The sequence below is a fragment of the Streptomyces sp. MK7 genome (genome assembly GCF_032658145.1).
In the GTDB taxonomy this organism is placed as follows: Bacteria; Actinomycetota; Actinomycetes; order Streptomycetales; family Streptomycetaceae; genus Streptomyces; species Streptomyces spiralis.
Window position 1 is genome coordinate 253,987 of sequence record NZ_JAVACL010000003.1, and the last position, 14,434, is coordinate 268,420.

Sequence of the window (14,434 nt, forward strand, 5' to 3'; positions counted from 1 at the left end):
GCCGGCGTGGGAAAATGGGGCGGGATCGCACTCCCCTCGACACGCCGGGAGGCTCCCCGTGAGCGAACGTCTCGACGCGTGGCCGGAGCTCGACCACGCGGAACTGGCGCCCATGGTCGACTACGTGAACCGCATCGTGCAGGTCGCGGGCAAATACACCCTGGACGACCCCTTCGAAACGGGCTGGGGCAACATCGTCCTCGACGTCACGCCCCGGGGACTGGGCACACCGACGTTCCGGCACCAGGACGTGACCTTCACCGTCCACTACCGTCTGCTCGACGGTGACGTCGTCATCGAGACGGACCGGGACGAGCGGCGGGTGCCGTTGTCCGGCGAGTCGGTCGCCTCGTTCTACAGGGCGTTCTGCGAGGCCGCCGCCGAACTCGGCATCCCCCGGCCCCGAACATCGCTGATCTGCGAGATCCCGGGCGCCCCGGCGACCTTCGAGGACGATCACGCCGAACGCACGTGGGACCCGCACGCCGCCCGGCTGATGTGGCGGGCCGAGAACCTCGCCGCCGGCGGACTGGAGTCCTGGCAGGCGCCCTTCCTGGGGCACCGTCCCCGGGTCGGTGTGATGTGGGGCGGGTTCGACCTGTCCGCCACACGCCACCGGCCACAGCCCACCGCTCCGCCGCGGAACGCGCCGACGTTCATGCAGAACGCCCAGCTCAACGAGTATGTCTCGGTGGGCTTCTCGTTCAAGAACCTTCCCGACAGGCCGAGCATCGGCATGTACGCCTACATCTGGCCGCAGCCGGACGGTCTGGAGGGCCGGTCCTGGGGCGTGGAGGGCGCGGCTTGGAACGCGGACGCCGGTCTGGTGCTGCTGCCGTGGGAGGTGCTGCGGCAGACCAAGGACCCGCATCAGACGATCGTGGCCTTCGGGGACGCCGTCTACCAGGCAGCGGTCGAGACGGCGGGCTGGCCCGCCGATCTCGTCGGCCCGCGCGTCGACGGCTGGTACGCGAGCAGGACACCGGCCTCGACCCTCCAGCAGCTGCACGGCTGAACCGCCGGTCTCCCGGTATCCGTCAGGAGGACGGCGGAGCCCCAGAGCTGTCCGTCCGGCCGGGCGGCCGGGAACCGGCGGGCCGCGGAGCACGTACTCTAGAGAAAGGACCAGGCGCCACAGGTCCCCGCCGACGCGGGGAGGCGCCATGGGACGTCCGCCGTACACAAGGAGAAGTTCCACTGGGCAAGCGACAGCCCGAAGGCCCGCCGCCCGCACCCGCGGTGCAGCGCATTCGACTGCGCTACACCAAGCGCGGCCGCCTCCGGTTCACCAGCCACCGTGACTTCCAGCGCGCCTTCGAGCGTGCGCTGCGCCGTGCCGAGGTGCCGATGGCGTACTCGGCCGGGTTCACGCCGCACCCGAAGGTCTCCTACGCCAATGCCGCACCCACCGGCACGGGCAGTGAGGCGGAGTACCTGGAGATCGCGCTCACCGCGTCCCGCGACCCGGAGCGGCTGCGTGTCCTCCTCGACGAGTCGATGCCCGCCGGGCTGGACATCGTCGAGGCGGTCGAGGTCCGTACGCCGGGACTCGCCGACCGGCTGGAGGCTTCCGTGTGGGAGCTGCGGCTGAACGGCGTGGACCCGGCCGAGGCCGACCGCGCGGTCGCGGCCTTCAACGGCGCCGGGAGTGTCGAAGTACAGCGCCTGACCAAGAACGGCATGCGCACCTTCGACGCCCGCCCCGCGGTCGTGAGCCTCCAGAGCGTGGAAACGCATCGTCCGGCGGCTGATAGGCCGACCGACCAGCCCTGTGCGATACTGCGGCTGGTTGTTCGGCACGTGACGCCTGCCGTACGACCCGACGACGTCCTGTCCGGTCTCCGCGCCGTGGCCGACCTGGCGCCGCCGGTCCCCGCAGCGGTGACCAGGCTGGCGCAGGGGCTGCTCGATGAAGAGACCGGCACGGTGACCGACCCGCTCGCGCCCGACCGCGAGGCAGACCCGGCCGCCCCGGCCGTTTCAGTAGGGGGCGCCGACGCTGCCGCCGCGAAGGCGCCGGCTTAGGGAAGGTTCCGCAGGGACGGACGTCGAAGCGCCGCCCTCGTACTCGGGAGCCACCTGGGTCGGGCAGCGCACCGACCAGAAGACTTTCGCCAGGCCGTACGCGACAAGGCGTACGGAACCGGCGAGACAGGACACAGAGAGCTCCCGTGCGGCGCCCGCGCCCCGGACGGCGGCCATCGCGCAACCGCGTGGCCGCGGACGTCAACGGCGTTCGATCGATGTGATCGACACCGGACCAGCGCGGCGCCCGGGAGCCTGACGGGAGATACGCCCGCATGCTCGGACCGAACGAACCCGCCCAGGGTTCCGAAGAACTGAACACCCCCAGCGACACCCTGCCGCCGCGTCGTCGGCGCCGTGCCGCCTCCCGGCCGGCGGGTCCGCCCGCCGGCACCGCCGCCGCCCCCGAGGCGTCGGCCGAGGTCACCACGCCGGCCATACCGCCCGCCGAGACCGCGGAGGCCGTCGCGGCCGAAGGGGCCGTCGAGGCCGTTGCCGAGCCCGCGCCCGCGCGTCGTACGCGCCGCCGGGCCTCCGCACCGTCCGGGGCGCCCAAGGCCGCCGCGGCGGACGCCGCCGCCGAGACCGTCGTGCCGGTGACCGCTGCCGCCGCGACACCCGCCGCCGAGGCCGCCGAGACGTCCGGCGGAACCGTGGAGGTCGGCGAGGCCGCCGCGCCTCGGCGTACCCGCCGCCGCGCCACGCGCACCGTCTCCGCGCCCACCGGGGCCGAGGTGTCCACCGGGGCTGCCGAGACCGTCGTGCCCGCCGAAACGGCCGTCCAGGCGGAGCCGGCTGCTGCGGAGGCGCCCGCTGAGGCGTCCGCGCCCGCCCGTCGTACCCGTCGCCGCGCTTCCGCGCCCGCCGGTGCGCCGCAGCCCGCCGCGACCGCAGAGCCCGCAGAGACCGCTGAGGCTGCCGAGGCGGCTGTTCAGGCTGAGCCTGCGGCTGTCGAAGCGCCCGCGGAGGCGGCCGCGCCTGCCCGTCGTACCCGTCGCCGCGCCTCCGCGCCGGCCGGTGCGCCGCAGCCCGCCGAGGCCGCCGCACCGGTGGAGATCGCCGCCACGGAGACGCCCGCCGCCGAGACGGCCGAGGCCGTCGAGGAGGAGGCGGCTCCGCGCCGGGCGCGCCGTCGTGCCACGCGCCGCGTGTCCGCGCCCGAGGGCGCCGAGACGGCCGAGGCGGTGGCCGAGGCCCCGAAGGCCCCCGCCGCCGAGACCACCGAACAGGAGCCCGTCGCTGCCGCGCCTGCCGCTCCGGCCGCCGAAGAGGCGGAGGAAGCCGCGCCGCGGCGCACCCGCCGTCGTGCCACGCGCCGCGTGTCGACGCCCGCCGGTGCCCCCGAGGGCGAGGTGAGCGAGACGGCGGCGCCGGCCGCCGCCCCCGCCGCTGCCGAGGCTCCTGAGACCGCTGAGGTCGCTGAGACCAAGCCCGCCGAGGCTCCGCAGGCCCCCGTCGCCGAGGCCCCCGCCGAGGAGTCCGCGCCGCGGCGCGGACGGCGCCGGGCCGTGCGGCGTGCCGCGACCGGGTTCGCCGCGCCCGCGCCGCAGCCCGCCGGCGCGCAGGCCCCGGCCGCCGAGGACGAGGCAACGCGCCGTCCGGCGCGGCCGGCCGTAGCCGTCTTCCAGCCGCCCGTCTTCACCGAGCCGAAGTTCCAGACCCCGCAGCGGGCCGCCGCCGAAGCGGCCGCCGAGGCCGCCGAGGCGGAGGAGAGCGAGGAGACGGAGGAGTTCCCGGAGGAGCGGGCCGAACAGGCCGGCACGCGCCGCCGTCGCCGTCGCCGGGGTGCCGGCTACGGCGAGGAGCCCGAGGCCGAGGCCGCGGCCCCCGCCGAGGAGGAGGCCGAGGAGCCGGAGCCCGAGTCGGCCGAGGAGGCCGCCGAGGAAGAGGGCGAGGAGACCGGTTCCCGGCGCCGCCGTCGCCGCGGAGGCCGTCGCCGCCGCCGGGGCGAGGCCGCGGAGGCCGGCGGCGAGGAGGACGCGGAGGAGAGCGCCGAACTCGCCACTGCCCAGGCCGCTCAGGACGCCGAGGACACCGCCGAGCAGATCGAGGAAGACATCGAGGAGGCGGCCGAGGAGGGCGCCGAGGACGAGGAGCCCGCGGGCACCGGCGCCAGCACCAGCAGCCGCCGCCGTCGCCGCCGCCGTCGTCGGGCCGGTGACACCGGCACGGACAGCGAGCCGTCCGCCGACGACCCCGAGCGCACCGTCGTCAAGGTCCGTGAGCCGCGCAAGAAGGAGAAGGACGAGCACCCCTCCGACGAGGTGCAGTCCATCAAGGGCTCGACCCGGCTGGAGGCCAAGAAGCAGCGCCGCCGCGAGGGCCGCGAGCAGGGCCGCCGCCGCGTCCCCATCATCACCGAGGCCGAGTTCCTGGCCCGGCGCGAGGCCGTCGAGCGCGTCATGGTCGTCCGGCAGAACGGCGACCGTACGCAGATCGGCGTCCTGGAGGACGGCGTGCTCGTCGAGCACTACGTCAACAAGGAGCAGTCCAGCTCGTACGTCGGCAACGTCTACCTCGGCAAGGTGCAGAACGTGCTGCCGTCGATGGAGGCCGCCTTCATCGACATCGGCAAGGGCCGCAACGCCGTCCTGTACGCCGGCGAGGTCAACTTCGAGGCGCTCGGCATGGCCAACGGGCCGCGCCGGATCGAGTCCGCCCTGAAGTCCGGCCAGTCGGTCCTGGTGCAGGTCACCAAGGACCCGATCGGCCACAAGGGCGCCCGCCTGACCAGCCAGGTCTCCCTCCCGGGCCGCTACCTCGTGTACGTGCCCGAGGGCTCGATGACCGGCATCAGCCGCAAGCTGCCCGACACCGAGCGGGCCCGGCTGAAGACCATCCTCAAGAAGATCGTCCCCGAGGACGCGGGCGTCATCGTGCGCACCGCCGCCGAGGGCGCGAGCGAGGACGAGCTGCGCCGGGACGTCGAGCGGCTCCAGGCGCAGTGGGAGGACATCCAGAAGAAGGCCAAGAACGGCTCCAGCGCGCCGTCGCTGCTGTACGGCGAGCCGGACATGACCGTCCGGGTCGTGCGCGACATCTTCAACGAGGACTTCTCCAAGGTCATCGTCAGCGGTGACGAGGCCTGGGACACCGTCCACGGCTATGTCTCGCACGTCGCGCCGGACCTCGCCCCGCGTCTGTCGCGCTGGACCAGCGAGGTCGACGTCTTCGCCACGTACCGGATCGACGAGCAGCTCGCCAAGGCGCTGGACCGCAAGGTCTGGCTGCCCAGCGGCGGTTCGCTGGTGATCGACCGGACCGAGGCGATGGTCGTCATCGACGTCAACACCGGCAAGTTCACCGGCCAGGGCGGCAACCTGGAGGAGACGGTCACCAGGAACAACCTGGAGGCGGCCGAGGAGATCGTGCGCCAGCTGCGGCTGCGCGACCTCGGCGGCATCATCGTGATCGACTTCATCGACATGGTCCTGGAGTCCAACCGCGATCTGGTGCTGCGCCGTCTGCTGGAGTGCCTGGGCCGCGACCGTACGAAGCACCAGGTGGCCGAGGTGACCTCGCTGGGCCTGGTGCAGATGACCCGCAAGCGGGTCGGCCAGGGTCTGCTGGAGTCCTTCTCCGAGACCTGTGTCCACTGCAACGGCCGCGGTGTCATCGTCCACCTGGACCAGGCCGCCGCCGCGGGCGCAGGGGCCGGCAAGCGCCGCAAGCGCGCCCGTGCCGGTGCCGAGCAGCCGCACGAGCACGAGGCCGTGGCCGCCGCCACGGAGATCGCCGTCCCGACCGCCGAGGAGGAGGCGGAGGCCGAGGCCGAGGTCGCCGCCGAGGCCGCCGAGCCGGTGGCGCTGCCCGCGCCGGAGATCGCCCCGGACGAGGAGCTGTACAGCAGCGTCGCCGAGGCGGAGGCCGCGGCGGGTCGCGGCCGTGGCCGGCGCCGGGCGAGCCGCCGGGCGTCCGCTCCCGCGGGCGCGCCGAAGGCGATGGCCGACGGTGGCCGCTCGGCCGCCCAGGCGCCCACGGCCCAGGACGTCACCGCCGCGCAGGAGGCCGAGCGCCCGGTGCGTCCGGAGCCGGCCGCCGAGGCGAAGGCCGAGCCCGCGGCCGTCGAGGACCCGGTCGTCCGGGCCGCCGCGGCGGCCGAGGCACCGGCCGCCGAGGAGGCCGCGCCCAAGGGCCGTACGCGCCGTCGCGCGACCCGCAAGGTGTCGGCGCCGGCCGGTCCCCCCGCGGGCGCCGAGGCGGCCGTGGTGACGGTGCCGGAGGCCGCACCGACGGCACCCGAGGCGCAGCCCGCCGCCCCGGCGGAGGCGGCCCCGGAGGCCGAGGCTCCGGTGGCGGAGCAGGCCGAGCAGGCCGCCGAGCCGGCCGCCCCGGCCCGTCCGCGCCGTCGCGCCGTGCGCAAGGCCACCGCGCCGACCGCGTCCGAGGAGACGGCCGTCGTGGTCGTCCCGTCGGCCCCGGCTCAGGAGGAGTCCGCCGAGGCCCCCGAGGCACCCGCCGCCGAGGCAGCCGAACCGGCGGCCGAGGGCGCGGAGCCGGCCGAGGAGGCCGCCGCGGCCAAGAAGACGGCCCGCAAGGCCGCCAAGAAGGCCACGGCGAAGAAGGCCGCCACGAAGAAGACGGCCGCCACGAAGACCGCCGCCAAGAAGGCGACGGCGAAGAAGGCCGCCACGAAGAAGACGGCGGCCACGAAGAAGACGGCGGCCAAGACGACGGCCGCGAAGAAGTCGGCGTCGAAGAAGACCGCGGCGGCGCAGCAGTCGCTGCCGTCCGTCTCGGCCTCGACCGACGAGGGCTGATCCGGGCCGGCCTGGTCACCGGCGTGGTGTGGCCCTGCCCCCTGCGGGCGGGGCCACGCCGTCCGGGACGGCCGGTTTGACCCCTGCCGGGCAGGCCCCGTAACCTAGACCGTCGGCGTGTCCACTGAGCACGCCACATCCCCGTAAACCTTTTCCTCCCGGGCACTGGGTTGGCCGGGAGAGGTCGTCCGCTGTGCCGGGCGGCTGGCCTGCGGGGGTGCCGTTTCCCGAGCGAGAGAGTGAGATCCGCGTGTACGCCATCGTGCGCAGCGGCGGTCGCCAGCACAAGGTTGCTGTCGGCGACATCGTCGAGGTTGACAAGATTTCCACTGCCAAGGTTGGCGACACGGTCGAGCTCTCGACCCTGCTCGTTGTCGACGGCGACGCCGTGACCAGCGACCCGTGGGTGCTGGCCGGCATCAAGGTCCAGGCCGAGGTCGTGGACCACCACAAGGGCCAGAAGATCGACATTCTGCGCTACAAGAACAAGACCGGTTACCGCCGTCGCCAGGGCCACCGCCAGCAGTACACGGCGATCAAGGTCACTGAGATCCCCACGGCTGCGAAGTAAGGGACTGAGAACAGATGGCACACAAGAAGGGCGCATCGTCCACCCGGAACGGTCGCGACTCCAACGCCCAGCGGCTCGGCGTGAAGCGCTTCGGCGGTCAGGTCGTCAACGCGGGTGAGATCCTGGTCCGCCAGCGCGGCACCCACTTCCACCCGGGCGCGGGCGTCGGCCGTGGCGGCGACGACACGCTGTTCGCCCTGCAGGCCGGTGCGGTGGAGTTCGGTACCCACCGCGGCCGCAAGGTCGTGAACATCGTTCCGGTCGCCTGAACCACCTGATCGTCCGATCGGGCTGCTTCAGCACCGAACGCTTTCGCGAGGCGGACCTCACTTCCCGGTCGGGAAGGCGGGTCCGCCTTTCGCGTGTTGAGTGAGAAACACCCGTACTTTCTGGAGGCACTGAACATGACCACCTTCGTGGACCGCGTCGAACTGCATGTCGCCGCGGGTAACGGGGGCCACGGCTGTGCCTCCGTGCACCGCGAGAAGTTCAAGCCGCTGGGCGGCCCGGACGGCGGCAACGGCGGCCGCGGCGGCGACGTGATCCTGACCGTCGACCAGTCGGTCACCACGCTGCTCGACTACCACCACTCCCCGCACCGCAAGGCCACCAACGGCAAGCCCGGCGAGGGCGGCAACCGCTCCGGCAAGGACGGCGACGACCTCGTGCTGCCGGTGCCGGACGGCACGGTCGTCCTGGACAAGGCGGGCAACGTGCTCGCCGACCTGGTCGGCCACGGCACCTCGTACGTCGCCGCACAGGGCGGCCGGGGCGGCCTCGGCAACGCGGCACTGGCCTCGGCCCGGCGCAAGGCGCCCGGCTTCGCGCTGCTCGGCGAGCCCGGTGACCTCGGGGACATCGTCCTGGAGCTGAAGACCGTCGCCGACGTGGCGCTGGTCGGCTATCCGAGCGCCGGCAAGTCCTCGCTGATCTCCGTGCTCAGCGCCGCCAAGCCGAAGATCGCGGACTACCCGTTCACCACCCTCGTCCCGAACCTGGGCGTGGTCACGGCCGGTTCGACCGTCTACACCATCGCCGACGTGCCGGGCCTGATCCCGGGTGCGAGCCGGGGCAAGGGTCTGGGCCTCGAGTTCCTCAGGCACGTGGAGCGGTGCAGCGTCCTCGTCCACGTCCTGGACACCGCGACCCTGGAGTCCGACCGCGACCCGGTCTCCGACCTCGACGTCATCGAGGAGGAGCTCCGGCAGTACGGCGGCCTCGACAACCGTCCCCGCATCGTCGTCCTGAACAAGATCGACGTGCCCGACGGCAGGGATCTCGCCGAGATGGTCCGGCCCGACCTCGAGGCGCGCGGCTACCGGGTCTTCGAGGTCTCGGCGGTGGCGCACAACGGGCTGAAGGAGCTGTCGTACGCGCTCGCCGACCTGGTCGCGAAGGCGCGTGCCGCCCGGCCGAAGGAGGAGGCGACGCGCATCGTCATCCGCCCGAAGGCCGTCGACGACGCCGGCTTCACGGTCACCCGCGAGGAGGTCGGCGGCGAGCCGCTGTTCCGGGTGCGCGGCGAGAAGCCCGAACGCTGGGTGCGCCAGACCGACTTCAACAACGACGAGGCCGTCGGCTACCTCGCCGACCGGCTGAACCGCCTCGGTGTCGAGGAGGAGTTGATGAAGGCGGGCGCCCGGACCGGCGACGGCGTCGCCATCGGCCCCGAGGACAACGCGGTCGTCTTCGACTGGGAGCCCTCGGTGACGGCGGGCGCGGAGATGCTCGGCCGCCGCGGTGAGGACCACCGCTTCGAGGGCGTACGCCCGGCCGCGCAGCGCCGCCGCGACCGCCAGGCCGAACGCGACGAGTCCGAGCGGGAGTACGACGACTTCGAGCCGTTCTGACGGCTCGCACCGCGACGAAGCCGTTCTGACGGCTCGCACCGCGACGAAGGGGCGGGGGCCAGGTCCGGAAAGGACCTGGCCCCCGCCCCTTCGTCACAGGGACGCGGTGTGGCTCAGACGGACACCGGATCGCTCGCGTCGGCGCTCGGCCTGGCCGGCGGAACCGGCATCCGCTCGGCCAGCGGCACGACGGCCGGGAGCTCCGCCAGCGGCTCGCCCAGGAAGACGTGGCGCACGACCCGCTCGGCCGCACGGCCGTCGTCGAACTCGCAGAAGCGCTGGCGGAAACGGGCCCGCGCCTCGGCGGCCTCCTGGCCGCGCCACTGGTCCGAGGTGAGCAGCTCGGTCAGCTCCTCCTGCGTCGTGGCGACGGCTCCCGGCCCCTCCCGCAGCACGTCGAAGTACGTGCCGCGCACCATGGAGTACGTCTCCCAGTCGTCGGCGAAGATCACGACGGGGCGGTCGAGGATGGCGTAGTCGAACATCGCCGACGAGTAGTCGGTGATCAGGGCGTCGGCGGCGAGGTACAGCTGCTCCACCGACGGGTGCTCGGACGCGTCGATGATCCGGCCGGCGGCCTGCAGCGTCTCCAGCCGGGCCGAGCCGCCGTAGAAGTAGTGGCCGCGCACCAGCAGCGTGACGTCGGGGCCCAGCCGCTCGGCGAGCCGCTCCAGGTCGAGGCGGGGGACGAAGCCCCTCTGGTACTCGCGGTGCGTGGGCATGTAGAGGAACACCGTGCTGTCCGCGCTCAGACCCAGCTCCTCGCGGGCCTTGCGCACGTCGTCGGCGGTGGCGTTCACCAGGGCGTCGTTGCGCGGGTAGCCGGTCTCCAGGGAGACGTACGAGGAGGGGTAGACCCGCTCCCAGATGACGGTGGTGAACCGGTTGGAGGTGATGCTGAAGTCCCAGCGGTCGCAGCGCTTGAGGAGCTTGGCGAAGCTCATGTTCGTCGAAGCGGGGTAGTTGCGCTGGTCCAGGCCCATGCTCTTCAGCGGCGTGCCGTGGTGGGTCTGCACGTGGATCTGGCCCTCGCGCTTGACCACGGTGTCGGGGTAGTTGACGTTGTTGACCAGGTACTTGGCGCGGGCGACGGCCGCCCAGTACTCCTTGGAGCCGATCGGGACGTACTCCACGCCCTGGGGCACCCGGTCCACCGCGTCCGGCCGGACGGCCCACACACGGCGCATCTGCGGGGCCCGGCGGGCCAGCTCGGCGTCGATGGCGGCGGGGTTGCAGGAGACGCTGCGGCCCCAGTAGGCCGAGAACACCGTCAGGTTCTCGTCCAGCGGCAGACGCAGCTGCGACCGGTAGAAGACGCCCATGGCGCTGCGCTTGGAGCGGTTGACCGCCTTGCGGGTGCGGGTCCGCACCGTCTGACGCAGCTTTACCACGGCCGTCGCGGAGGCCATCGCGGCGTAGGCGTCCCGCTCCAGCATCGCGTACTTGCGGCCCTGGCCGTCCGTCGGCCGCTGGAAGCCCTTGGGCAGGCGGGCCCGGTAGTCGGCGGCGGCACGGTGGAAGAACTCCGCGCGGGCGTCGTTCGGCAGGCGCTCGGGGCGCTCCAGCACGGTCAGGTAGTGGTCGACCATCTTGCAGAACAGCGGCGCCCGCCAGCGGTCCAGCTCCGGGTGGGCGTCGACGAAGTCGAAGACCCGGCGGTACTGGTCGAAGACGTCGAAGTGCTTGCGGGAGACGGTCTTGAGGATGTTGCCGCCCTCACGCCGCTGCCGGTACATCACGCAGACCATGTCGAGCAGCGCGATGCTCTCGGCGCTGATCATGGAGCAGAACGTCCAGGGGGCGTCCTCGTAGTACCCGGGCGGGAAGGTGAGGCCGTGGCGGGTGACGAAGTCCCGGCGGTAGGCCTTGTTCCAGACGATCTGCAGCAGGTCCAGCAGCTCGGGCCGCTCGGCGAGGGAGAACACGTCCGGTCCCTCGTTCTTCAGCAGGTCCGCGCGCTGGTTGCGGCTGACGCGCCCGTACCAATAGGTGCGGGCGTAGTCGAAGATCAGTATTTCGGGATCCCCGGTGGCGTCCAGGCGCTCGGATATCGCCCGCAGAGCTCCGTCGGCCAACGTGTCGTCACTGTCCAGAAACAGGACGTAATCGCCCGTGACCTTTTCCATTCCGGCATTGCGCGCACGGCCCAGTCCCACGTTTTCCGTGAGGTGAATCACATGAACGCGGGGGTCCCGCGCCGCGTACTCGTCGAGGATCGCACCCGAACCGTCCGGCGAGCAGTCGTCGACCGCGATGACCTCGAAGTCCCGGTAGTCCTGCCCCAGGACCGAGTCCATGCACTCGGCGAGGTAGCCCTGAACCTTGTACACAGGGACGACGAGAGAGAGTCTGGGCATCCTTACAACCTGTTCCGAGAACTGATCACGCGTGTGTGGGGCCGGACCGGTGCGCTCCGTTTGCCGACGGACCCGAAGCGTACTGGCCGCATCAGCGTAAAGGATTCACTTGAAGTTGGTGTGGGCGCCGTTGTGCGATGCCGTAAGAGCGCTGACGCCCCGAGGCTCGACGCGCTCGCGGAAACTACCTTTTGCCCGGGCGCCGGAACAACTCCCTCGCGGCCGACCGTGTTGGTTTTGACGGTGGTTGTACCGATGTGCCGGACTCGATTTTCCGTACGCCATAGACAAAGGTGCTCACATCGAAACCGACCTGGGAGGCACGACGATGAGCTGGCTGGTCACCGGCGGCGCCGGGTACATCGGTGCCCATGTGGCGCACGCCATGGCCGAGGGCGGCGAGCGCGTGGTCGTGTACGACGACCTGTCGGCCGGCGGCGCCGACCGGGTGCCCGGGGGTGTGCCCCTCGTCGTGGGCAGTGTGCTGGACGCCTCTCTGCTGGAGCGTGCGATCCGTGACCACGACGTCGTCGGTGTCGTGCACATCGCGGCCAGGAAGCAGGTGGGGGAGTCGGTGGAGCGGCCCCTCCACTACTACCGGGAGAACGTCACCGGCCTGCAGACCCTCCTGGAGGCCATGTCCGCCACCGGGGTCGACCGGCTCGTCTTCTCCTCCTCCGCCGCCGTCTACGGCATGCCGGACGTGGCCCTCGTCACCGAGGACACGCCCTGCCTCCCCCTGAGCCCCTACGGCGAGACCAAGCTGATCGGCGAGTGGCTGATCGCCGCCGCCGCCCGGGCCCACGGCCTGAAGGCCGCCGCCCTGCGCTACTTCAACGTCGCCGGAGCCGCCAGGCCCGAACTGTCCGACTCGGGCGTTTTCAACCTCGTCCCCATGGTGTTCGAACGGCTCGAGGCAGGTCGGCCGCCCCGCGTCTTCGGCGACGACTACGCCACGCCCGACGGCACCTGTGTCCGCGACTACATCCACGTCCAGGACATCGCCTCCGCGCACCTGGCGGCGGCACGGCGCCTGACCGAGGCGCCGGAGGGCACCTCCCTCGTCCTCAACATCGGCCGTGGCGAAGGAAGTTCGGTGCGGGAGATGGTGGACCGCATCCTGAAGGTCACCGGCAACGAGGACGTCACGCCCGAGGTGACCGCCCGCCGGCCCGGCGATCCGGCCCGGGTCGTCGCCTCCGCCGACCGTATCCGCGCCGAACTGGGCTGGACGGCCCGCCACGGCCTGGACGAGATGATCGAGTCCGCCTGGCGGGGGTGGCGCCACCGGCACGGCTGAGCCGCGCGGCTGGGCGTGCGGACGGCCCGGCGCCCGGACGGCCCGGCGCGCGGACGGCTTGTCCGGGGTGCGTCCGGCTGCCCCGCGCGCGTCCGGCTGCCCCGGGCGCCGTGGGGTGCGTCCCGCGCCGGTCCGTCAGCTGAAACGGACAAGCACCGCATCGGCCTCTTCGCGTAGATTCGGCACGTGGATCCGGGCAGGCAGCCGGACCGATGCGAGGGGACAGGCAACAAGGTGGCAGGGGCAAGGCAGGCCGTGCGCGAGGCCCGCAGGATCGTCGTCAAGGTGGGTTCCTCGTCGTTGACCACCGCCTCGGGCGGTCTGGACGCCGACCGGGTGGACGCGCTCGTCGACGTCCTGGCCAAGAGCCGTGGTGCGGAGGAGAAGGAGATCGTCCTGGTCTCCTCCGGCGCGATCGCCGCCGGGCTCGCCCCGCTCGGTCTGCGCCGCCGCCCCAAGGACCTGGCCCGCCAGCAGGCCGCGGCCAGCGTCGGCCAGGGCCTGCTGGTGGCCCGCTACACCGCCTCCTTCGCCCGCTACGGCATCCGTGTCGGCCAGGTCCTGCTGACCGGCGACGACACCAGCCGCCGCGCGCACCACCGCAACGCCTCCCGCACCCTCGACAAGCTGCTCGCGATGGGTGCCCTCCCGGTCGTCAACGAGAACGACACCGTCGCCACCGACGAGATCCGCTTCGGCGACAACGACCGCCTCGCCGCCCTCGTCGCCCACCTGGTCCGCGCCGATCTGCTGGTGCTCCTCTCCGACGTGGACGGCGTCTACGACGGCGACCCGAGCAGGCCCGGAACCTCCCGGATAGCCGAGGTGCGCGGGCCGGCCGACCTCGAGGGCATCGAGATCGGCAGCGCCGGAAAGGCCGGGGTCGGCACCGGCGGCATGGTCACCAAGGTCGAGGCGGCCCGGATAGCTGCCGCCGCCGGCATCCCCGTGGTGCTCACCAGCGCGGTCCACGCGGCCGAGGCCCTGACCGGCGGGGACACCGGCACCTACTTCCACTCCACGGGCAAGCGCTCCGCCGACCGGCTGCTGTGGCTCCAGCACGCCTCCACCCCGCAGGGCTCGCTCACCCTCGACGACGGAGCGGTCCGCGCGATCGTCCAGGGCCGCAAGTCACTGCTGCCGGCCGGCATCGCGGCCGTCGAGGGCGAGTTCACCGCCGGCGACCCCGTCGAACTGCGCGACGGCCGGGGGCACCCGGTGGCCCGCGGGCTCGTCAACTTCGACGCCAAGGAGATCCCCCGGCTGATCGGCCGCTCCACCCGGGAACTCGCCCGCGAACTCGGACCGGCGTACGAACGCGAGGTCGTACACAGGGACGATCTGGTGCTCCTGGAGCCGTAATGGGCCGAAACGTCCGGCCGCCCGTGGCCTGAAGGTGGGGGACGTTCCGCAAAACCGCCCCACGGAGCCGTGCGGCCTGCTGCACTTTGTCTCAGGGACACCAACCGCACGAGCACTGGGTAAAGGAGGCCGTCGTGAGACGAGTGCGCCCTGGGGCGGCGGCGTCCCGCGGTGGTACCGGTGGGTCCCCGCCCCGTGCGACCGGTGAG

The 14,434-nt window shown here is 72.7% G+C and carries 9 protein-coding genes; 8 read left to right on the forward strand and 1 reads right to left on the reverse strand.

Annotated features, from left to right (window positions below; genetic code table 11):
* Positions 1-58: 58 nt before the first annotated feature.
* The 6 genes from R2S09_RS05890 (at position 59) to obgE (ending at position 9,206) form a co-directional block, all read left to right on the forward strand.
* Positions 59-1,015, forward strand: a complete 957-nt coding sequence (locus tag R2S09_RS05890) for a DUF5996 family protein (protein WP_306190179.1) — start codon at positions 59-61, stop codon at positions 1,013-1,015.
* Between the two features lie 224 nt (positions 1,016-1,239).
* On the forward strand, positions 1,240-2,025 hold the full coding sequence (locus R2S09_RS05895; RefSeq protein WP_306190180.1) for a TIGR03936 family radical SAM-associated protein: 786 nt from the start codon (positions 1,240-1,242) through the stop codon (positions 2,023-2,025).
* Positions 2,026-2,300: 275 nt separating this feature from the next.
* The gene (locus R2S09_RS05900; RefSeq protein ID WP_316740058.1) at positions 2,301-6,785 is read left to right on the forward strand and encodes an Rne/Rng family ribonuclease; all 4,485 of its coding nucleotides are present in this window, start codon (positions 2,301-2,303) and stop codon (positions 6,783-6,785) included.
* Between the two features lie 250 nt (positions 6,786-7,035).
* Complete coding sequence (gene rplU, locus R2S09_RS05905) at positions 7,036-7,356, forward strand: 50S ribosomal protein L21 (protein WP_003990208.1); 321 nt, start codon at positions 7,036-7,038, stop codon at positions 7,354-7,356.
* 14 nt (positions 7,357-7,370) lie between these two features.
* Positions 7,371-7,625 carry a 50S ribosomal protein L27 gene (gene rpmA / locus R2S09_RS05910; RefSeq protein WP_023550764.1) on the forward strand — a complete coding sequence of 85 codons (255 nt, stop codon included), beginning with the start codon at positions 7,371-7,373 and terminating at the stop codon, positions 7,623-7,625.
* Between the two features lie 135 nt (positions 7,626-7,760).
* The gene (gene obgE / locus R2S09_RS05915) at positions 7,761-9,206 is read left to right on the forward strand and encodes a GTPase ObgE (protein ID WP_316740059.1); all 1,446 of its coding nucleotides are present in this window, start codon (positions 7,761-7,763) and stop codon (positions 9,204-9,206) included.
* A 113-nt stretch (positions 9,207-9,319) separates the two neighbouring features.
* Here obgE and R2S09_RS05920 read toward each other — a convergent pair whose 3' ends face one another.
* The gene (locus R2S09_RS05920) at positions 9,320-11,563 is read right to left on the reverse strand and encodes a bifunctional glycosyltransferase family 2 protein/CDP-glycerol:glycerophosphate glycerophosphotransferase (RefSeq protein WP_316740060.1); all 2,244 of its coding nucleotides are present in this window, start codon (positions 11,561-11,563) and stop codon (positions 9,320-9,322) included.
* A 328-nt stretch (positions 11,564-11,891) separates the two neighbouring features.
* On the opposite strand from R2S09_RS05920, the gene galE reads away from it, so the two are divergent.
* Both galE and proB read left to right on the forward strand, forming a co-directional pair.
* Complete coding sequence (galE, locus tag R2S09_RS05925; protein ID WP_316740061.1) at positions 11,892-12,863, forward strand: UDP-glucose 4-epimerase GalE; 972 nt, start codon at positions 11,892-11,894, stop codon at positions 12,861-12,863.
* A gap of 234 nt (positions 12,864-13,097) precedes the next feature.
* Positions 13,098-14,225, forward strand: a complete 1,128-nt coding sequence (gene proB, locus R2S09_RS05930) for a glutamate 5-kinase (RefSeq protein ID WP_306190185.1) — start codon at positions 13,098-13,100, stop codon at positions 14,223-14,225.
* The last annotated feature ends 209 nt before the right edge of the window (positions 14,226-14,434 follow it).